This window comes from Pseudomonas sp. G166 (genome assembly GCF_037027455.2).
Taxonomy (GTDB): Bacteria; Pseudomonadota; Gammaproteobacteria; order Pseudomonadales; family Pseudomonadaceae; genus Aquipseudomonas.
The window spans coordinates 6,505,331-6,525,230 of the sequence record NZ_CP146985.1 but is presented as its reverse complement, the minus strand read 5'-3'; the positions used below and the strand labels follow the sequence as shown (position 1 = coordinate 6,525,230).

Genomic DNA, 19,900 nt, shown 5'->3' with positions numbered 1-19,900 from the left:
AACCGATTGCTGCGTATTAAATAGTTATAAGAACAACTCCGGTAGTGAGTATTTTTCATAAGCTTATGAGTGAATCGCATATGGGCTCAGCAACGACAGTCATTCTCGATGGCGGCATGGGCCGCGAACTGCAACGCCGTGGCGCGCCGTTCCGCCAACCCGAGTGGTCGGCCCTGGCCTTGAGCGAAGCGCCCCAGGCGGTAGAAGCGGTGCACGCGGCCTACATTGCCAGCGGCGCCAATGTAATCACCAGCAACAGCTACGCGGTAGTGCCGTTTCACATCGGTGAAGAGCGTTTTGCCGCCGAAGGCCAGGCCCTGGCCGCGCTGGCCGGGGAGTTGGCGCAGCGAGCAGTGCAAGCTTCAGGCAAAGCGGTACGGGTCGCCGGGTCGCTGCCACCGTTGTTCGGTTCCTATCGGCCCGATCTGTTCGACGCATCCCGCGCCAGTGAACTGCTGACGCCGTTGGTGACCGGCCTGGCGCCCCATATCGACCTGTGGCTGGCCGAAACCCAAAGCTCGACGGTCGAAGCGCGGGCGATTCACGCCGGGCTGCCCAAGGACGGCAAGCCGTTCTGGCTGTCGTTTACCCTGAAAGATGAAGACACCGATGAAGTGCCACGCCTGCGTTCCGGCGAACCGGTGGCGGACGCTGCGGCGGTCGCGGCCGAGCTGGGTGTCGAAGTGCTGCTGTTCAACTGCAGCCAGCCAGAAGTGATCGGCGCGGCGATTGATGCTGCGCGGGAAACCTTCGAGCGGCTGGGGGTGAAGATCCACATCGGTGCCTACGCCAACGCCTTCCCGCCGCAACCGAAGGAAGCGACGGCCAACGACGGCCTGGACCCACTGCGCGAAGACCTCGACCCACCGGGGTACCTGCAGTGGGCGGCGGATTGGCGCAAGCGCGGGGCCAGTCATCTGGGTGGCTGCTGCGGGATCGGGCCGGAGCATATTGCGGTGTTGGCGCAAAAGCTGATCTGAACCTGGCTCGCCGTAATTGATCGTTCCCACGCTCCTGCGTGGGGAATGCATCCCGTGACGCTCTGCGTCACCTCCCAGAAGCGGAACGCGGAGCGTCCCTGGCGACATTCCCACGCAGGAGCGTGGGAACGATCAACCAGGTTACATATTTTTGCAGAACATATTGGCTTACGCTTTTCCCCAAGCCCTCTAGCCACCCCTATACATATGTATGTCATTTGAGCTCGAACGGCGCGATAGGGTCCCAGCCCTGATCACAACCGGGACACTTAAATGACTGTCTTCTCTGAACATGAACATGGCGCGCCTCCTGTCGCGCCCTTGAAACCCCTCACCCTGTTATCCAACGGTCTTCGATTTCAGCCGCATGCCTTTGCCGATCAATGGCTGGGCCAGTGGGGCCTCGTCGGCGACGCGCCAGTGATGGTCACTTATCAAGAGGTCGAAACCGAAGAGTCGGCCGCGATCAGTCAGCGCACATCGGTGCCGTTGCGTGACGCCGTGACACAAGGCTTTTTGATCGCCCACCAAAGCCGGGTCTATCCCTCCGGCCATTCGCCGCGTGAGGGCTGGATTTATCCACATCGAAGCCATATGTCTCTGGACTTCTCGTCGCTGCGGGTCAACGGTAAAGCCCTTTCGCCAGACATCTTGCAGCAGTTGCAAACGGGCATTGCCCCCGGCTACCAGGGCACGGGCCAGCCCGTTGTCACCGAGGTGGATGCCCAAGGCAATCTGCTCAGTGTCCGTGGCAAAGAACAAGTCCGGCAGTTGGCACTGCTGGACAGCAATCAGGTGAAACTGGCGCGTTTGTTCGCCGGCCTGCCCACGTTCGACTCGGTGCTCAAGAGCCTGCTGATCGGCAGGATCAAGATAAAGATCCCCGAGACCCGATTTCGCCCGGCACTGCTGGAGGATATCGATCCGGATCATTGGTATGTGAACCACTTCAGCGTCGATTCCGTCGGCGGACGTTCATTGATCGCTTCGCAGAGTTTTACCGATGTTCTATTGAGCTGTCTGGCGACGGACACACCGCCCACTTACTCGGTCGGTGGCGTGGGATTCTTCACTCGTCCGGATGCCTTGGAAGAGGCGGACAGCGTATTTGCCAACCCGGTGGACAGGAACATCCTGGCGGCCATGGAGGCGGTCTTCTATATCGCCCAACCCACAACCAATGACAGCCTGAAACGTCAGTTCCGTGACGATTTCAACGCCTTTCGCCGTAACAAGCAGTGGGGCGACTCGCTCGAGACCTCAACCCCGTCTACCGCTGAAGCGGCCCTCGCTCATTTGTTGTCCCGACGATTCCTGCACCTTTTCGACCTGTACAAGGCCGATCGGGATTCAGGCATTGCGTTGACCCAAAGTGAACGAAGCCAGCAGGGTGAAGAAGATCGCCTGTTGGACCTCATCACGACCCATCCGGGCATGGCGGACAGAAGCCGGCTGCTGCGAGCCCCCATCCCCCATGTCTACGCCGTCATGCTCGATATGGGCAGCACGACCGCGCAGAAATGGCCCGCTGCAATGGTGATCAAACGCACGGATCAACCTTCATTGTTTCTCTACTCCCTGGAAGGGGGCATACAGCGCTTCCATTCTTTCCAGGCGTTGGTCAATCAAGTAAGCCCTACCTACGACGGGCAGAAACGCACGATCCGGGATATATCCTCTGAATTGTCCGGGCATGTTTTTGAAGTGGCGGCAGATGACCTGCTGCAGATCCAAGACACCGCTCTGGAAACGTATCTGAATGCTCCGCAAAACGAGACGGTCGCTTTGGCGGCCTTTGCGCTGAATGTTGAAGATGCGCTGGATTTACCCATGTTGTCGCTTACCGGACCGCTGACTGTCCGTCAGGAAGTCCTGGTTGAAAACAACCGCCCGGACTTTTACAAGAGCGCAACAGGTTCGGAGCAATCGACCTATCGCAACTTGGAAAAACAGGTCCTGGAAGCGGCCTATGAACTGGGTGCCCGCGATATCCAGACGCTGTGGCAGTTCACCCGCCAGAAGGTCAAGCACTACCTTCAACAAACGGTGCACCCCGGCATCGATCCCGACCCGGACAAGTGCCTGGTCACGTTTTCTTTCGGGAAAAGTGCCAGCCTAAGGCAGTCCCGTATCTCCAGCTTGACTCAGTTGATGCTCGATAACCTGCGTCCGACTCAGTACCCCAATGCAATGCGCGAAGTGCAGGCGGTCTATGTCGCCGATCAGGATGGCCAACGTATCCGGCACCCGGCCAACGGTTATTTCGTCACGTTGACCGGGCGCGAACTGGCCCGGATGGTGACGAGCATCGATGCCGGAGCAAGCTACCAAACCCTGCTCAGCAAGGAGATGAACAAGCCGGACTACAAGAAGGCCTGGCAAGCGGCATATCTGGCCAATATGAAATTCAAAGGTCACGAAGCCGCGCTCAGGGGCAATGAAGTGTTCAAGAGCACCGTGCTCGATACGGCCTTCAACCCACCGAAACCGTGCAAGCGCCTCGCGCTCTGGCTGGATGCGGTCCTGCGTTCGCCGACGGCACAGACACGCCCCTTGGTCTTGGGGCGACGTGTGCACGTCCATGGTCTTCTGCTTGGGGGGAGCGTAGGCGCTGGAGGGCAGCAGGGAAGGATGAGCAATGCGCTCAGCATCGATGGCCCGCTGATCTTTTCCGATCAGGAAGGGCCGAACATCAAGGGAACGGTTGGCGTTTATTTTCCAGACAGCCCCGAGGGCGACGACTTCCATGAGTTTGCCGACCTGAGCGATGGCGTGGCAGGGCTATTGCCACGAGAGGAATGGCAGGCGTATTTCCGTTCGCGCATTGCCACCAGCGATCCTGAAGAGATCAAACGTACCCTGGGGCAGCGAGGCGGCCGCCCGCTGATTCGTGGCGCGTTGATCAGCGGCGATCTGCTGGAGGCCCTTCACCGGGCGCACGTCAACTTCCACAGTGCGCATGCCGACCATCGCTCCACTAGCAACCTGGATGTTCATTATCAAACGCTCGGCAGGTTTGGACAGGTGGCGGTCGAGATTGCCCTGGAACTGGCGACGATGTTCCTGGCCCCCGGTTTCCAGATGCTCAAGAGCATCATCAAGACCGGCCTGTTGATATCCAGGACCGGTTCTATCCCGCTGAACCTGAAAACCCTGGCATTCGTGCACACGGTGGCCAACCACGGAGGCTGGCACCTGGTCCGAAACGTGACGCTTGCGCCACGAGGCCAATCCTCTTTCCGGACGCTGACGGCTCGCCAAACCCAGGACGAGGCACTGACCGGGCTGCCGTTGGAGGCGGCGGTCTACCGATCCTATGCCGTTTCGGATACTTCGGTGATACAAGGGCTGACAGCGGACGCACGCGGCTTTTATCGCGCGACAGTCAGCGATACGGCCACCGGCAGGGTTATTGCTCGCCCGGTCTATGTGCGACAACCCGATGGCACCGTGTTCCGGGTGCATGACCATACGAGGTTGAACGCAACCGAAGCCACCTTGGTAGACCCTGTTTCAGGAGTGAACATCGTCTCCAGCGGGGTGATGAGAAGTACGGTGGCGCGGATGTCCAATGGCGAGTGGCGCGCCGTAGGATTTGGCCGGGGCGGCGGCAAACGCCCGGCGGATACGCCTGCCCAACCGGGGCCTTCAAAGAAGCCTGCCCTATCGGTTTCCGCTGTTTCCAATTCGATACGCACGCCGGGCACTTGGAACAATCGGATCATGGACCTGGTGCCGTCAATCATGACGCGTCTGGCGATCTGGCCACAAAACCGCAGCTTGCTGATCATTGATGAAATATCCGCGGAACGTGCCTGGTCGGTGCGTTTTACCCCCGGGCAACATGAAACGATTTATCCGGTGGCCGAGCATCCGGATAGAGCTGACACAGATGTCGTTTTGAGACGAACCAGTCATGACCATTACAGTTTGGTCTTGGGTGAGCGCGTGGTGGAGATCAATGCCGATGGCGATTGCTTATTCAATGGCTTGGCGGCGGGGTTGAATGAAGGGCGGTCTCAGCAGACGTTCACGATGCAGGGGCTGCGCGATGCGGCAGCCGATCATATCGATCAGCATCCGGAGTTGAGTCAATATGTGGCGCCCCAAGTCTCCGACATCCAGCAAGCCCTCTTCGAGAGTGCGCCGTCGCTGGTCAATCTCCTGGACAATTCGGCGGTGTTCGATCTTACCCGGATCATTTACGGCACGCCCAACCCGCATCGCTTGTTCCAACCGACCTTGGATTACCTGGACCTGCAGGTAAAAAGGACTATTCGGGCGGCAATCACTGAGGCGCCAGGGACTAAGTTACCCCCCGAGATCCTGCAGGAAGTTGGCCGCCTGGTGTCGCCCCGGTCCCCGGCCAATCTGATGGCGAACACCAGCGCCCCTTTTTCCGCGCAGGAAAAAGTCACCATGCAGCGACTGTTCGAGGACATCCTGCTGAGGCCTGTCGATGACCAGAACATTCTCCGGCTGCTCGACAACAAGTACCTGCTGGTTTCCAGAGACGTGGCCCATATCATGCTGGAGTATGGGGTCACCGCCCGGCAGTTGCTCGGTCATCACCCCCGCAATAGCCTGGGCTATGTCAGGCATGAGGAGGCGCTGCACGATCATCTGGACGCGGCTGAGCTTGAAGAGTTGCTGGACGGTGCTCATCTAGTGGATCGCAATGATCTGGATGACGTAAAAGAGTTGTTGATGCGTGATCGGGACAAGTTCGTCGATGACGATGCTGAGCTGTTCGAAGAGTTCATGTATGCCGATATGGTCGAGCGGACCGTTGATTTACTCAGAACGGCCCTTGGGCGCTTCCCTGTTCTGCGGCGGCGGGTCGACATTATCCTGAGATCCCCCGTCATCATTCACAACCTCGGTGGCATGTTGCCCGTGAGTGAGGTTGCGAGGTTGATCCGTAATCCGGCGCTCACCGACAGGCGCTTTGAACTCATCGCCGCGTATGCAAACAGCCGTTATGGCGAACTGGAGCGTACGGGGCGCATCGACCTCGACTGGATGCAGGTGTTCGATGATCGGAACCTGCAAAGCATCATCACTTATCAAGATAATCTGACGGCGTTCATGCGGTTCCTGGGCGGGGCGCGGAAGAACATCGAGAGCATAGACGTGCCTGCCGTCGCAAAGCTGTTCAGCCCTCCAGGGCAGTTGCCTTCCAATGTCCGGGTAGCCCTCCTGTTCAACACCCCGGGTTTATTGGGGAACCTTATGCGTCTGTCCTCCGAGTACGCCATGCAGATCTGGCTTGACCTGATTGGGCCGCACTTTAGCGATGCGACTATTCGGCAGGCGCTTGGACGACCGGGGTCGCTGCGTACTGGACTGGATTTTGGATTGGCACTGAGGGACAGCCTGGGAGCGGAAGAAGCCCGTGCGAATCGGATTGTTCAAAACCTGCTTTCCATCAGCCAACGTCGGGCCCAGCTATACCTGTACAGCTTTGACTTCCCAACCAATCGTCTGGGGCATAGTCGTCTGGATTTTGCCGTGTACCTGGAAAGTCATCTGCAAATACCGGGCTGGGCCTGGCAGTACGCACGGCGGGGCGTGACCCCTGACTCGCTCAAGCAGTTTGGTGAGATGAAGCCGAAATTGGAGTGATTGGACAGTTGGCAGGCGACGAATGTGTCGCCTGCCCAATAGCCATCGCGAGCAAGCCCGGCCCCACAAGGGGTTGGCGGCGAACGCAGATCTTGCAGCCGCCCCTGGCCCCCTGTGGGAGCGAGCTTGCTCGCGATAGCGGACGACCAATCACCGATAACCTACGGGCGACACTCCACCAACCCAAGCACCTGCCCATCCGCGCTCTGGTTCTCTTCACTCAACCAGCGCTCGAAGCCCGCGGCGATCGCCGGCCATTCCGAATCCAGCATCGAGTACCACGCGGTGTCACGATTCTGCCCCTTGACCACCATGTGCTGGCGAAACACCCCTTCAAACGTGAAGCCCAGCCGTTCGGCGGCGTATTTGGAGCGGGCATTGGCGTTGTTGCATTTCCACTCCAGACGACGATAACCCAGGGCGAAAGATTCCTTGGCCAGCAGATAAATTGCCTCGGTGCTTTTCGGCGAGCGCTGCATCGGTGCGCCGAAGGTCACGTGGCCGATCTCGATACGGCCCTGGGCCGGCACGATGGACATCAGGCTGAGGATGCCCTGTACATCGCCACTGGCGCGGTCGATCACGCTGAAGAAATACGGGTCGACATTGGCCGCATGATTCTCCAGCCAGGCATCGAAAGCGCCACGATCCTTGAAGGGCCCGTAAGGCAAGTAATCCCAGAGTTTCGGGTCGGCCCCGGGACCTTCCAGCGCTTGCCACAGACCGTCGGCGTGACGCGCCGGATCGAGTTTTTCCAGGCGTATGAAACGCCCTTCGATCAACTGCGTAGAGGGTGCCGGGACACCTTTCCAATCGGCGAGTGAAGTCGACATGCTGCGCTCCTTACAGGGCTTTGCGAAATTGAATGTAACCCGGGCGTTCGGCGATGCGCTCGTAGAGCTGGATCGCGGTCGCGTTGGTTTCGTGGGTCAACCAGTGCACTTTGCAGCAACCGTCGGCTTTGGCAGTGCGGTAGACGAATTCGATAAGTTGGCGACCGACGCCAGTGCCGCGGCATCGTTCCGTTACCAGCAGGTCTTGCAGGTAGCAGGAGTTTTCAATGCTCCAGTTCGATCGGTGATAAATGAAATGCACCAGGCCCACCGCCGTGTCGCCGTGCCAGGCGAGGGCCCCGTGGGTCGGCTCGCGGTCATCGAGCAAGCGTTGCCAGGTGCTTTGGCTGACCGCGTCCGGCAGTTCGGTGTTGTAGAAGCGCAGGTAGGCTTGCCACAACGGCAGCCAGGCGGCGTGATCGTCAGCGCTGACGAGGCGGATCTCAGGTTGGCTCATGTTCACTCCTTCGACGATTGTTCAGGCATCAGGCACGCAAGCGCCTGGTCTTGCGGATCAGGGCTGGCGGCGAGCCCGTTGCGTACCCCGGCGGCATCCACCAGGCTGCGGTTCTGGCTGAGCTTGCGTTTGCCTTCCAAGCGCTGGATGGGCAGGGCGAAGCCAACGATGGCCCTGAGCATGCTGTCGATGTACTCGGCCGGAGCATCGTCGATGCTCCAGGGCAAGGCGCGGCCGCTTTCGTGGCGGTCGGTGAGGGCGCCGACCAGGTTACGCAGGCGCTCAGGATCGCTGAACACCTCGGCGGTGCCGTAGGCGTGTACGGCCTGGTAGTTCCAGGTCGGTACGACTTTGCCGTGTTCGGCCTTGCCAGGGTAGAAACTTGGGCTGACGTAGGCGTCGGCCCCGGCGAAGATCACCAAGGCTTCGGCGCCGGCTTCCAGGTCGCGCCACTGGGGATTGGCCCGAGCCATGTGCCCGTAAAGGCTGCCGTTAGGGCCCTGTTGCGTGTCCAGCAACAGCGGCAAGTGACTGGCTTGCAAGCCGTGTTCACCATGAGTGATCAATACGGCCAGGCGGCAGTCACCCATCATCTGTTGCAGTTGGGGCAGGTCTTCGACGGCAAAGGCTTTAGGGTTGTACATGACGATTTTCCTTGGCGAATGCGAGCATCCTAGGCAGGCTATTGGTCTGTTGTAAGAGCCACTTATGACCAATTTGATAGGTCCATTTTCAAGGTGTCGTCATGATCAACATCGTACCGCCACTGTCATTCAACCCCGCCGGCATCGAACTGGACCGGCGTCAGGGGCTCAGTCGTCAGCTGTACCAAGCGTTACGTGCCCGGGTGCTGGACGGGCGGTTGGCCAGCGGCACGCGCCTGCCGGCCAGTCGCGATCTGGCGGCGGCCTTGTCGATTTCCCGCAACAGCGTGGTACGGGCCTACGATCAGCTCTACGCCGAAGGCTTCATTGAGGGGCGGGTCGGTGACGGTACTTATGTGGCAAAGCTGTCTGCGACGGCGCTACCGCTCAAAAACATATCCACAAAAGTGTCCACAGGGTTTTCAACAGGCTTACCCACAGCCTTATCCACAGATTGGCTGGATTTACCTGTGGTTTCATCCAGCCAAGTTATCCACAGCGACGCCTTGGAGCGGGTTGAAAAGCATCATTTGGTCCAGCCGCCCAGCGGCCCGCCGAGGGCGTTTCGAGTCGGTATTCCTGCCTTCGATCTGTTTCCTTTTGACGTGTGGGCCAAGCTGAATGCGGCTTTCTGGCGCAAGCCGGATCTGCAACAGCTGTGTTATGGCGATTCCCAAGGTGATGCACGCTTGCGCGGCCTGATCGCGGCGTACCTGCGCAGCTCCCGAGGCCTGCACTGCACCGCTGAACAAATTGTGATCACCAGCGGTGCCCAGCAGGGCATCAGCCTTTGTGCACAGCTGTTGGTGGACCCGGGCGACGTCGTCGCTGTGGAAAACCCCGGCTATCGCGCCGCCGGGCATGCGTTTGCCGTGGCCGGTGCCGAGGTGAGAGGCGTATCGGTTGATAGCGATGGCCTCGATTGCACGGCATTGGGTACGTTGAGCCACTGTCGGCTGGCCTATGTCACGCCGTCCCATCAGTATCCGACCGGGGTGGTCATGAGCCTGGCACGGCGCTTGGAACTGCTCGCCTGGGCCGAGCGCAACGACGGCTGGATCGTCGAGGACGACTACGACGGCGAATACCGCTACAGCGGCGCGCCGTTGGCACCCTTGGCCGCGCTGGATCGCCAGGGCCGTGTTCTTTACGTTGGCACCTTTGGCAAAGTGGCTTTCCCGGCCCTGCGCCTGGGTTATCTGGTTTTGCCGCCTGGCCTGGTGAGCGCCTTCGCCCGCCGCCGCGCCGTGGATGTGCGCCACTCTGAAGTCAGTACTCAAGCGGTGATGGCCGAATTCATGGCCGCGGGGCATTTTCAGCGGCACATCAGGCGCATGCGCCGGGCCGCCCTGGCCCGGCGTGACGCGCTGCTGGCCGGCTGGCCGAAGGCGGTTGCCGGTGTCGGCACCATGCCCACGGTGGTGGCCGGGCTGCATGTCACCGTGCCGGTGGACAGCGTCGAGCGTGAGCAGCAGTTGATCGCGCAAGCAACTCAGGCCGGGATCGAAATCAATGGCTTGAGTGGCTATTGGTTGCCCACCACGACGACGCCAGTGCGAGCCGGGCTGGTACTGGGGTTTGCAGCCGTGCCGCCAGCGGCGATTGGCACCGCGCTGGCGAGCCTGGCAAAGGCCTGGAGAACAGGAGGCTGAGCGCCTGGCACAAGCCCTGTGGGAGCGAGCCTGCTCGCGAAGACGTGGGCGCATCCAACATGGCGGCTGGCTGATTCACCGCTTTCGCGAGCACGCCCGCTCCCACAGGTTCAGCTCCTGACCGTTATGAAGGCTGCTTTGGAAAGAACACTTCCTTGGCCTGGTCCACCGCAATTTCGCTGCGGTAAAGATCGATCAGTTGACGCTGGGTGAGGTCCTGGGTGGCGTCGGCGCGTGCTCCCTTGTTGACTTGTTCCGGTGTTTTCAAGCGACCGGAAAGGTAGGCGTGGGCGGGGACCCAGTCGGTGGAGTAACGGAAATCCGCAAACCAAAGCGTTTTGTTTTCCTTCACGTCCCTGATCTCGTACCGGTCGAGATAGCCGTGAAGCGGGCCTTTGTTTTTTTGTCGGTTCTTCAGTTTGGTGATGGAAATGCGATTGCGGCTTTTAAGCCATATGACGCCATCCATGGTCGGGGGACGATGTTTGATGACATTCAGTACGGCATCGAAGGCTTCCTCATAAAGGGCCTTCGCTTGTGTCTTGAGTTCCATGCGCAGGGCTTCGGCCGTACGCTTTTGTTTTACTGACACTTCAACGGTTTCGTTCGAGGCACTGTCCACGGCCTTTTTGATTGCAATGCCGACTTTTTCCATCCTGTTTGCATGAGCGTTCAGAATCATCCCGATACCGGTGGGTGATCGGCCTGGCGCATTCATGTGCTCCTCGACCTGCGCTCGGAACGCCTCCAGTCCATCGATCAGGGCCTGGCCCTTGGCGAGGCTGGTTGCCAGTGGCGGAACGATCTGCGGCGTATCGGTGAGCGCATGGGGCACCCACTCACCCGTTCCCTTGCGGTGGAAGGTGGCGATGATCTTGTCTGTGACCGGGTTCTTCACATCGACCCAATCGGTTTCTTCGTGCATTTTCGTCAACCGAGGTTCGCCGCTGACCAGGCCCCAGAAACGTGCCCTGATGAACTTCTTCCTGAACCTGGGGCGTGGCTCATAAGGGTTGCCCATGCTGCGCCGGTTGCTTCTCTCATCGAGGGCCTGGGCCAAATGTTGCAATGCCCGTTTTTTCAGGCTGCTGATCTGCTTGCTCAGCCGATTGAGTTCGGCCGGGCGGGCGCTCTCCTTGTACTCGGTGCCCACGTATTCGAGTTGTTCTTCAAGGGCGGTGAACTGCTCCGTAAGGCTGCCGAATGCATCGATTTGCTCGTCCAGTCGGATCACGCTGCGTTCCTCGATGGCATCGTGCAGGCTTTGAAAGGCAATCGTGGCGCTATCAACCAGTTGGTTAATGACTGCCCAACCTTCGGGCATGGTATTGACGCTATCGAGCGTCAGGCAGAGGTGCCGATACATGTCTAACTGGATAAGACGGATACCGTCGCTCTTGTAGGTCGGCATTCTTCCTCGGTGCTGCCGGATAAATTCAAAACCTTCACGCCCCAGTACCTTGAGCCTGGAAAAACGTGTCTCCATGTAATCCAGGCGCTCGTTCATGTCCTCGCCGACCCGGATCATGCTCTCGGCTGCATCGACGTGCTGCTGCTCCACGACCGCGACGCCGGTGGTGGCCATGTCCATGGCTGTTCTCAGGGCCGGGGTAAACCGCTCTTTCAGCGCGTCTATCTCTTCGAACGTGAAGTTGATTTGTGCGTTCAGGTAGCCCAGCCTGGCTTTGGGCGCGTCGGGCCTTGATTGGAAGACGGGCCATTGCGTCAGGATGTTCAACGCTTCTTCATAGCTTTCGCGCTGGGTTTTCAAGGTACTCAAGTAAACGTTGCGCTTGGTCTCCTTGGTGGAGCCCGAGGCGTTGTTCAGCTCTTGCGCGTTCATTGTCAGCAGCGCCTGGTGCTCCGGTTTTTTTTCTTCGAAGCGATTCAGTTCGGCCAGCAGTTGAACGCTGCGGCGGTGAGTGTCGGCGATGACTTTTTCCATCGCACCTTTTGATCCGCTGCCGCGCAGGCGCAGACGGATGTCGATATGCCAATTGCCGTGTATATCGAGCCTCAGGGGAGGGCCCAGGCGCGAGGGGTTCTTCGCGTCGACGACGCAGACCTTATCGCCCACCATCATCACGTTGAACCATTTTTCTGCCACTTTGGCGTACCACAGCCCCTGTCGGTGATAGAGCCCTTTGAACATGCCATCGATATGGGCCTGCCCTGGTGTTTCGGGCGCGTCGACACTGAACGTCTCAAGGAGCTTGGCGCCCTCTCCCGATTTGCCCGTCAGGGCACCGCTGGAATGGATGGACTCATAGTGCTCAGGGTGCAGTTCCTTGCCGGTGGAAGGCGTGAGTTTTTCGATGACAAGCTTGGGTCTGACCAGCTTGACCGGCTCCTCTATCACCTCCGGTGCCGCTGCCCTGCGACTGCGTGTGCCTTCTCTGGCATGGTCGATAGCGTGCGTGGTGATCGCCATGGCCAGGTTCAGCAACAGGTCGACGAATGCCTCCCATGTGGCCTGGTCGTTGGCGTGTTCGCTGTCCTGCATCAGCGTTTCAATGTCATCCAGAATTTGCCAGAGCCAGACGGCGGTGCCCACGGCAGCGCCCAGGTAAGGCAGGGCCAGGTTGAAAATCAGCCAGCCGGCCTGCTTGAACGTACTCCAGCGGGTTTCGCTGTTGGAGACCGATTGCCGATCTGCAAGCTCGACCAGGGCATTGGCATTGGCCTTGAACAACAGTGGCAGGAAATCGGGGCCCAGGGTTTTTTCGCTCAAACCGACGGGGGCGCTATCGAGCCATGAGGTAAAAGGGTCCGTCGCAAACTCAACGATGACCCAGGGTGAGGGCAGGGGGCCCGAGAAAATGTATCGGCTGTAATTGCTGCGCACCTCATCGGGCAGCCAGGCCAGGACCGATTGGCGCAATTCAGGGATTTGCCTGATCGCATACAACAGATTGCTGGACGAGGGGTACTGGCACAACTGCGGTTCAAGCAACGGTCGATAAAGCAGGCAGGGCCCGGCGCCTGGATTCTTCGGACCGATCACGAACATATTGGTCACGATGTCTTCCGAGGGGATCAGTTTCTGTTCGGATATGAAGGCCAGCCTGCGCAGGACGATGGGTTGTCCGTCGACCTTGCGATCGGCTTCCTCCGGCTCCATCAGTGCGGCGACATAACGGTAGCCCCGTTCGTCGATGTTCCCACGCCCTCGGATCTTCCCCTCCAGCGCAAGCATGGGCAGTTGAATGCGCAACTGGGAGGTGTACAACTCTTCGCGGCGGGCTGATTCGGTTGGATCGTCGAGCAGTTTGCTCTTCACCAGATCGGGATAGACGCGACCGATGTCGATTTTGGTGATGAGGCTTTCGATGTAGTCAGTCGTCATCCAGGTGGGCAACACCTTGCCGTTGAGGGACCTGACGGTCTTGTTGCCCAGGGGCAGTGCAATCAGGTTTTGCAAGGCCAGCTCAACGAGATTGAACCGGGTGGTCTCGAATTTGCCCGGAACGATAAAAGAACCCCAGGCCACGAGGCTGCGAATCTGGATCTCGATTTTTTCCGGATCGAGTGTCGCAGCGTCGGCATGGTCCGCTTGCATCTGTTTCTTGAGGGCGTTCAACGCAAACTCTTTGATAGGAGCAATAGCGTCCAGGTAGGTCTTGCCGGCATGGGAACTGCTCAGCGCCGAAAGGTTTTTCATGTGCTGGGCGAACAGAATCTGATCGGATATCGACGCTGCCAGCAGCCAGTCGGGTATCTTTTTATCGAACCAGGTCGCGCCAATACCTTTTTCTGCGTCCAGCCCGCTGGTCACGGGCTGGTCGTCCTCGATGGACGAAACTTTTTTCAGGAAGCTGGGGGAACCGAGGATCTTGACCTGCATGGCGATCAGCCCGCAGGCCTTGTGGTCGAAGATGTTGCCGGTGGGCTCATACAGCCGCCACTGGATTTTCTTGCGGTACGTGGTGTCCAGTTGCGTCGGGAGAAATTGCCCCAGCGCTTGCTGTGAATCGAATTTTTTATAGCTGTCGCGCAGCGAGTACGTAAGGATGACCTCTTTGCTGGCGATGGTTCCGATCAGTACCACCAGTGAGTTTTCGTTCAGGCGACTGACGTTGGTCCCGTCAACTTCATCGATGTCGATCAGGTACGCGTGAGTGTCGTAGCGATCATGTTGCTTGCGGTCCTCCAGGTTGGGGTAAAGGAACAATTGCCTGGCCATGTCGCATTCAGTCGCGGTCCAGCCATTGACCTCTTGCACGTCCCAGATCTTGCGCAGGGTTCTGGAGAGTTCATGCCAGCGTGGGCCGGATGTGCCCACTGGAGCGTTCCAGTACGCCAGTTGTTGTTCCTGGCAAGCGGACAACATGACGGGCTCCAGTTCGTTGATCAGGGCTCCGATCTGCTCGATACGCACCGGCAGATGCACCTCAGGGGTGCTGATCGGCAGCTGGGTCAGAAAGTGCACGCCTTCGATCAGCATGGTCGAATCGCTCGCGCCTACTCGTTCGGCCACCATATCGCTGAGGGTTTCGTAACGGGTGGGCAGTTCCAGGATTTCGCTGTCGACAATGTCCCAGCGAGGCTCGCCAACGACTGTGTTGAGCGGATCGAGGTCCAGTGTCGGATACATTTTCTTGAGGGCCCTGCGCAGGAGCACGGCGGCAACTTCCGGGGAGGTGGGGCCTGCGAGTAGCTGGTTGAGCACAGCATTCTTGAGGCTGGCTTCTGGTGTAGTGTTCGTGGTCGTAGAGGTTTTTTTCATCTGACGCTCCCTGTCTTGCGATAGGTGGAATCCCCGCCGCTGAATGCTTCGGGGATTCCATGCTAGGGAGGTACAAGACAGGGAAGGTGGTAACTATGTATATGCCAAGTAAACCTTGTGGCGAGGGGATTTAACGAAACGTCGCACCGCCCCGCTGGGGCTGCGAAGCAGCCCTGATAACGTTCTCCTCGCTACAGGCTACTGCCCGGATTTGATCCGGGTCCAGGCCCGTGTCCGCGCTCGCTCGGCATCCCGGGGCAAGGGCTGCAGGGTATACAGCGTGGCCATCGCCGCCTCGGTCGGGTACAGGTTGGGATTGTTGCGGATCGCCGGGTCGACCATGTCCGTGGCGTCCTTGTTCGGGTTTGGATAGCCGACAAAATCGCTGACCGGTGCGATCACCTTCGGTTGCAACAAGTAGTTGATGAAGGTGTAGGCGTCGTCCGGGTTCTTCGCGCCTTTGGGGATGGCGAGCATGTCGAACCAGATCGGCGCGCCTTCCTTGGGCAGGCGCATGTCCACGGTCACGCCGTTCTTGGCTTCCTTGGCGCGGTTGGCCGCCTGGGAGAAGCTGCCGGAGTAACCGACGGCCACGCAGATGTCGCCGTTGGCGATGTCGGCCATGTACTTGGATGAGTGGAAGTAAGTGATGTGTGGGCGGATCTTCATCAACAATGCTTCGGCCTTGGCGTAGTCCGCCGGCTTCTTGCTGTTAGGGTCCAGGCCCAGGTGCTGCAAGGCCAGGGGCAGGATTTCCGACGGTGAGTCGAGCAGTGCCACGCCGCATTGCTTGAGTTTGCTGATGTTCTCTTCCTTGAAAATCAGGTCCCAGCTGTCCACCGGTGCGTTGTCACCCAGGGCGGCCTTGACCTTGTCCGGGTTGAAGCCGATCAGGATGGTGCCGTACATGTAGGGCACGGCGAATTTGTTGCCCGGGTCGTTGGCTTCGATCAGCTTCATCAGCTTGGGATCGAGGTGGTTCCAATTCGGCAGTTTGCTGCGGTCCAGGGGCTGGAACACACCGGCCTCGATCTGCTTGGCCAGGAACACGTTGGATGGTACCACCACATCGTAGCCGGAATTACCGGTCAGCAACTTGGCCTCCAAGGCCTCGTTGGTGTCGAAGATGTCGTAGACCAGTTTGACCTGGCTGTTCTGCGCCTTGAAATCGTCCAGGGCCTTGGGCGTGATGTAGTCGAACCAGTTGTAGACACGCAGGGTGCGCTCTTCGGCCTGGGCAGCGCCGCACAGCAGCGCGGCGCACAGGCTGGGAACCATCAAACGCTTGAGTCTGTTCATACTGTTATTTCCTCATTGGGCGCTTTGAAAACCTTCGAGAACGTTCACGGCATTGATGCCGATTTCTGCTACCGCATAGCCGCCTTCCATCACGAACAGGGTCGGTTTGCCGAGCGCGGCGATGCGCTTGCCCATCGCCAGGTAATCCGGGCTGTCGAGCTTGAACTGCGAGATCGGGTCGTCCTTGAAGGTGTCCACACCCAGGGACACGACGATGACATCGGCGTCGTAGCCTTGGATTTCGCCGCAAGCCTGCTCCAGCGCGGCGCTCCAGGTGTCCCAGCCTGAGCCGGCCGGCAGAGGATAGTTGAAGTTGAAGCCCTCACCGGCACCTTCCCCGTACTCGTCGGCGTAGCCGAGGAAGAACGGAAACTCGGCTTCCGGGTGGCCGTGGATCGAAGCGAACAGCACGTCGTTGCGTTCGTAGAAAATCGACTGGGTGCCGTTACCGTGGTGGTAATCGACATCGAGGATCGCGACCTTCTTATGCCCTTGGTCGAGAAAGGCCTGGGCGGCGATGGCGGCGTTGTTGAGATAGCAATAGCCGCCCATCAAATCACTGGCGGCGTGGTGTCCCGGCGGGCGGCACAGGGCGAAGGCACTGCGAGCGCCGCGCTGGATCTCGGCCTGGGCGGTGAGGGCGACCTGGGCGGCGCTGTAGGCTGCCTGCCAAGTGCCCGCGGTAATCGGCGCGCCGCCGTCGAAGCTGTAATAGCCGAGCTGGCCGTGCAGGCTTGTCGGAATGACCGTGCGCAAGGTCCGCGCCGGCCAGGTGAAAGGCAGCAAATCGCCGTCGCGCTCGAACTCAGCCCAGCGATCCCAGGCACCTTTGAAAAATTCCAGGTACGCCGTGCTGTGGATGCGCTGGATCGGCCCCAGGCCGAAATCATGGGGCGCTTCGACCGGGCCCAGCGCCTGGGTCTTGACCCGCTCCAGCACATGATCGGCCCGGGAGGGCATTTCGAAGCAGGGCATCAATTGCCCGTCCATCAACTCGCAACGTCCGTGGTGCAGGTGGTGATCGTCTGAGTAGATCGTCAGCATTTTTGTTCTCCGCAAGGCTGATCCGGTTGCTCACAGTCTTGCGGCGCGCGGGGGTTTGGAGAACGGCAGGAGAGGCCAAAAGGGGATCAAAATGGCCAAAAGGTTTGACCGTAAATCGCCCCTTGTTGGCGCAGGTGTGCGCGGGTTCGGGGCATAAGGGCGGCTTCGATGGCGACGCGGTGATTTGTGGCGAGGGAGCTTGCTCCCGCTCGGCGGCGCTACCGTCGTAGACCGGTTGTTGCGGTCAACCTGGCGTCCGCCTTTAGGGCGCTGGATGTGTCTGAGCGGACGCCATCGCGAGCAAGCTCCCACAGGGGGCAGGTGTTGTGCGTGAAAGCGGCGATTACCGAAGGTTCAGGGCCTGAACTGACTCGGCGCCACCCCACTCCAGCGCACGAAGGCATGCCGAAAACTGGCGGTTTCGCTGAAGCCGAGTATTTCGGCGATCCGATAGATCGGCAGTTGGTCTTCGCAGAGCATTTGCTTGGCCCGCTCGAAGCGCAGTTCGTCCAGCAATTCTTGATAGCTGCAACCCAGATCCTTGAGGTGTCGGCGCAAGGTGCGCGCCGAGCAGTTCATTTGCGCGGCCAGGCCTTCCAGGCCGGGGGCGGCGTCCAGTTGTGCGCTGAGCAATTGGCGAATCCGCCCCAGCCAGGCCTGGCGTCCGGTGAACTCGGTGTTCTGTCGGCGGCAGCGTTCGGCCATGGCGTGATGGGTGATGGGGTCGGCCAGGGGCAGGGGCTGTTCGAGCCAGTGGCGGTCGAAGGCGAATGCGTTATCGAGGCTGTCGAAGCGCACCGGGCAATTGAACAGCGCTGCATAGCGCGCCTGGTAATCGGGCGCCGGATGTTCGAAGCGCGCCGCGCGCAATGGCAGCGCATGGCCGAGCAGGTCGTTGCAGATGACTTTCAGCGAGACCATGCAGAACTCGGCGTTGAACACTGCCAGGGTCGGGTTCTCCCGATAATCGCTGGCGCTGAGCCAGACCGTCTCCTGGCTTTCTTCCAGATTCAGCTCGAAGAGTGTTCCCAATAGCGCCGGATAGCGCAGCGCCAGGCGCAAAGCGTCACCTAAGGTGGCACTGGTGAGCAGGGCATAACCGAGCATGCCATAGGACGAAACGTGCATGCGCAGACCCAGTTCCAGGCCGATGTCGCGCTTGAGGGCCACGGCGTTGGCGCAGACCTGCATCTCCTGGTTGGTGGTGATGCGCGTGTCGGCCCGGCTCAGATCCGCCGCGCTGATGCCGCTGCCGGCCAACAAGGCGTCGCTGGACAGCCCTTCATGCTTGAAGGTGCTGAGCACCAGGGAGACGGCATTGAGGGTGGTGAGGTGGGAATGAAGCATATTGGGTTCCAGCCTGGGCAAGCTGGAAATGGAGCAAGTTGTATGCCGGGCGAAGATTGCCAGGCTTGAGCGAACCCCTGTGGGAGCGAGCTTGCTCGCGATAGCGGTGGAACATTCAATATTGATGCTGAATGAAAGTCAGCCATCGCGAGCAAGCTCGCTCCCACAGGTTTTGCCGGGTGTCAGCTCAACTCGCCACACAGATCCAGCTCAACCAGCCGCCGAATCTCCTCCACTGGCAACCCCGCGCCAATCAACGCCTGCAACTTACCGAACGCGGCCTCGCGGGTCATGCCGCCGCCAGACAGCACGCCAACGCCACGCAAGCGACTGCCGGCCTCGTACACATCCAGCTCCACGCCGCCTTCATGGCATTGGGTCACCGCCACCACCACCACGCCGCTGTCCCGCGCCCGCTCGAGGCTGGCGAGGAAGGCTGGGTTGTCGCTCGGCCCGGTGCCGCTGCCGTAGCACTCCAGCACCAGGCCCTGGATCCCGCTGCAGAGCAGGCCGTCGAGGATCTCGGCGCTGATGCCGGGAAACAGCGGCAGCACCGCGATATTCGCCAATTGCTTGGGCTGGTTGTAATTCAACGGTGCCGGCAGCGAAGCGGCTTTGGTACCGCCACCCTGACGCTCCAGACGCTTGAATGGATGACGCCCGCAACTGCGCACCTTGGCGCAACGGGTGGGTTCCAGCAGCTCACCGTGGAAATACAGATGCACCCCCGGCGCCAGACCCTGGCCGAGGGCGACCAGCGCACCGCTGAGGTTTTCCCAGGCGTCGCTGTCGGTCACGCCGGCGGGCAGCATGGAACCGGTGAAGCAGACCCGGGCATGCAGACCGAGCAATTGAAAGCTCATCGCGGCCGCACTGTAGGCCAGCGTGTCGGTGCCGTGCAGGATCAGTACGCTGTCGCAGCCCTGCACATCCACGGCATCGACCACCGCTTCGCGCAGTTGTTGCCAATAGGCCGGGGTCATGTTGGCGCTGTCGATCAGCGGAGACATTTCCCGGAAGCGCCATTGCGGGATGACGAGTTCGGGTTGGCTGTGCAGGTAATCGCGCATCCGCGCTTCGAAACCGGATGCCGGGGCCAGGCCATGGGCGCTGGCCTGCATGCCGATAGTGCCGCCGGTGTAGAGCACCATGACGTGCTGGGCGGCAGGGTAGGTCGAGGAATTCATGAGGGTTCTCCGAGGGCGAAAGCGGCAGCGTCATTTAGTCGCTGCCACAACATAAGGTCGAGCATGACGCCGACCTTAGGCTGTGTCACGCCGGGCGCAGGGGATG

11 protein-coding genes are annotated in these 19,900 nt (G+C 60.0%); 3 read left to right on the top strand and 8 right to left on the bottom strand.

The window, feature by feature from the left end:
• Positions 1-80: 80 nt before the first annotated feature.
• Together SGN16_RS29030 and SGN16_RS29025 are read left to right on the top strand one after the other, a co-directional pair.
• Positions 81-980 (top strand): homocysteine S-methyltransferase family protein, encoded by a 900-nt coding sequence (locus SGN16_RS29030; protein ID WP_210642094.1) that lies wholly within the window; start codon positions 81-83, stop codon positions 978-980.
• 273 nt (positions 981-1,253) lie between these two features.
• Positions 1,254-6,605: a DUF6543 domain-containing protein gene (locus tag SGN16_RS29025; RefSeq protein ID WP_335944965.1), complete on the top strand. Its 5,352-nt coding sequence runs from the start codon at positions 1,254-1,256 to the stop codon at positions 6,603-6,605.
• A gap of 161 nt (positions 6,606-6,766) precedes the next feature.
• On the opposite strand, the gene SGN16_RS29020 is transcribed toward SGN16_RS29025, so the two are convergent.
• From SGN16_RS29020 to SGN16_RS29010, 3 genes are read right to left on the bottom strand one after another with little or no spacing between them, the layout of a single operon-like run.
• Positions 6,767-7,438, bottom strand: a complete 672-nt coding sequence (locus SGN16_RS29020; protein ID WP_335944964.1) for a GNAT family protein — start codon at positions 7,436-7,438, stop codon at positions 6,767-6,769.
• A 10-nt stretch (positions 7,439-7,448) separates the two neighbouring features.
• Positions 7,449-7,895, bottom strand: a complete 447-nt coding sequence (locus tag SGN16_RS29015) for a GNAT family N-acetyltransferase (protein WP_335944963.1) — start codon at positions 7,893-7,895, stop codon at positions 7,449-7,451.
• 2 nt (positions 7,896-7,897) lie between these two features.
• Positions 7,898-8,539, bottom strand: a complete 642-nt coding sequence (locus tag SGN16_RS29010; protein WP_335944962.1) for an FMN-binding negative transcriptional regulator — start codon at positions 8,537-8,539, stop codon at positions 7,898-7,900.
• Between the two features lie 101 nt (positions 8,540-8,640).
• Here SGN16_RS29010 and SGN16_RS29005 point away from each other — a divergent pair, with 101 nt between their 5' ends.
• Positions 8,641-10,191 (top strand): PLP-dependent aminotransferase family protein, encoded by a 1,551-nt coding sequence (locus tag SGN16_RS29005; RefSeq protein ID WP_335944961.1) that lies wholly within the window; start codon positions 8,641-8,643, stop codon positions 10,189-10,191.
• Positions 10,192-10,315: 124 nt separating this feature from the next.
• On the opposite strand, the gene SGN16_RS29000 is transcribed toward SGN16_RS29005, so the two are convergent.
• The 5 genes from SGN16_RS29000 to SGN16_RS28980 form a co-directional block, all read right to left on the bottom strand.
• Positions 10,316-14,917 (bottom strand): DUF6543 domain-containing protein, encoded by a 4,602-nt coding sequence (locus SGN16_RS29000; protein ID WP_335944960.1) that lies wholly within the window; start codon positions 14,915-14,917, stop codon positions 10,316-10,318.
• A 198-nt stretch (positions 14,918-15,115) separates the two neighbouring features.
• Positions 15,116-16,216, bottom strand: a complete 1,101-nt coding sequence (locus tag SGN16_RS28995; protein ID WP_210642088.1) for a polyamine ABC transporter substrate-binding protein — start codon at positions 16,214-16,216, stop codon at positions 15,116-15,118.
• Between the two features lie 12 nt (positions 16,217-16,228).
• Positions 16,229-17,260: a histone deacetylase family protein gene (locus tag SGN16_RS28990; protein WP_335944959.1), complete on the bottom strand. Its 1,032-nt coding sequence runs from the start codon at positions 17,258-17,260 to the stop codon at positions 16,229-16,231.
• Between the two features lie 354 nt (positions 17,261-17,614).
• Positions 17,615-18,607, bottom strand: a complete 993-nt coding sequence (locus SGN16_RS28985) for an AraC family transcriptional regulator (RefSeq protein WP_335944958.1) — start codon at positions 18,605-18,607, stop codon at positions 17,615-17,617.
• 182 nt (positions 18,608-18,789) lie between these two features.
• Positions 18,790-19,794 (bottom strand): asparaginase, encoded by a 1,005-nt coding sequence (locus SGN16_RS28980; protein ID WP_335944957.1) that lies wholly within the window; start codon positions 19,792-19,794, stop codon positions 18,790-18,792.
• Positions 19,795-19,900: the final 106 nt, after the last annotated feature.

Bases quoted from the DNA above. Each gene is read 5' to 3' on its own strand.
- SGN16_RS28990 (WP_335944959.1), bottom strand. From the start codon at position 17,260: ATGCTGACGATCTACTCAGACGATCACCACCTGCACCACGGACGTTGC.
- SGN16_RS28995 (WP_210642088.1), bottom strand. From the start codon at position 16,216: ATGAACAGACTCAAGCGTTTGATGGTTCCCAGCCTGTGCGCCGCGCTG.
- SGN16_RS29000 (WP_335944960.1), bottom strand. From the start codon at position 14,917: ATGAAAAAAACCTCTACGACCACGAACACTACACCAGAAGCCAGCCTC.
- SGN16_RS29005 (WP_335944961.1), top strand. From the start codon at position 8,641: ATGATCAACATCGTACCGCCACTGTCATTCAACCCCGCCGGCATCGAA.
- SGN16_RS29010 (WP_335944962.1), bottom strand. From the start codon at position 8,539: ATGTACAACCCTAAAGCCTTTGCCGTCGAAGACCTGCCCCAACTGCAA.
- SGN16_RS29020 (WP_335944964.1), bottom strand. From the start codon at position 7,438: ATGTCGACTTCACTCGCCGATTGGAAAGGTGTCCCGGCACCCTCTACG.
- SGN16_RS29025 (WP_335944965.1), top strand. From the start codon at position 1,254: ATGACTGTCTTCTCTGAACATGAACATGGCGCGCCTCCTGTCGCGCCC.
- SGN16_RS29015 (WP_335944963.1), bottom strand. From the start codon at position 7,895: ATGAGCCAACCTGAGATCCGCCTCGTCAGCGCTGACGATCACGCCGCC.
- SGN16_RS29030 (WP_210642094.1), top strand. From the start codon at position 81: ATGGGCTCAGCAACGACAGTCATTCTCGATGGCGGCATGGGCCGCGAA.
- SGN16_RS28980 (WP_335944957.1), bottom strand. From the start codon at position 19,794: ATGAATTCCTCGACCTACCCTGCCGCCCAGCACGTCATGGTGCTCTAC.
- SGN16_RS28985 (WP_335944958.1), bottom strand. From the start codon at position 18,607: ATGCTTCATTCCCACCTCACCACCCTCAATGCCGTCTCCCTGGTGCTC.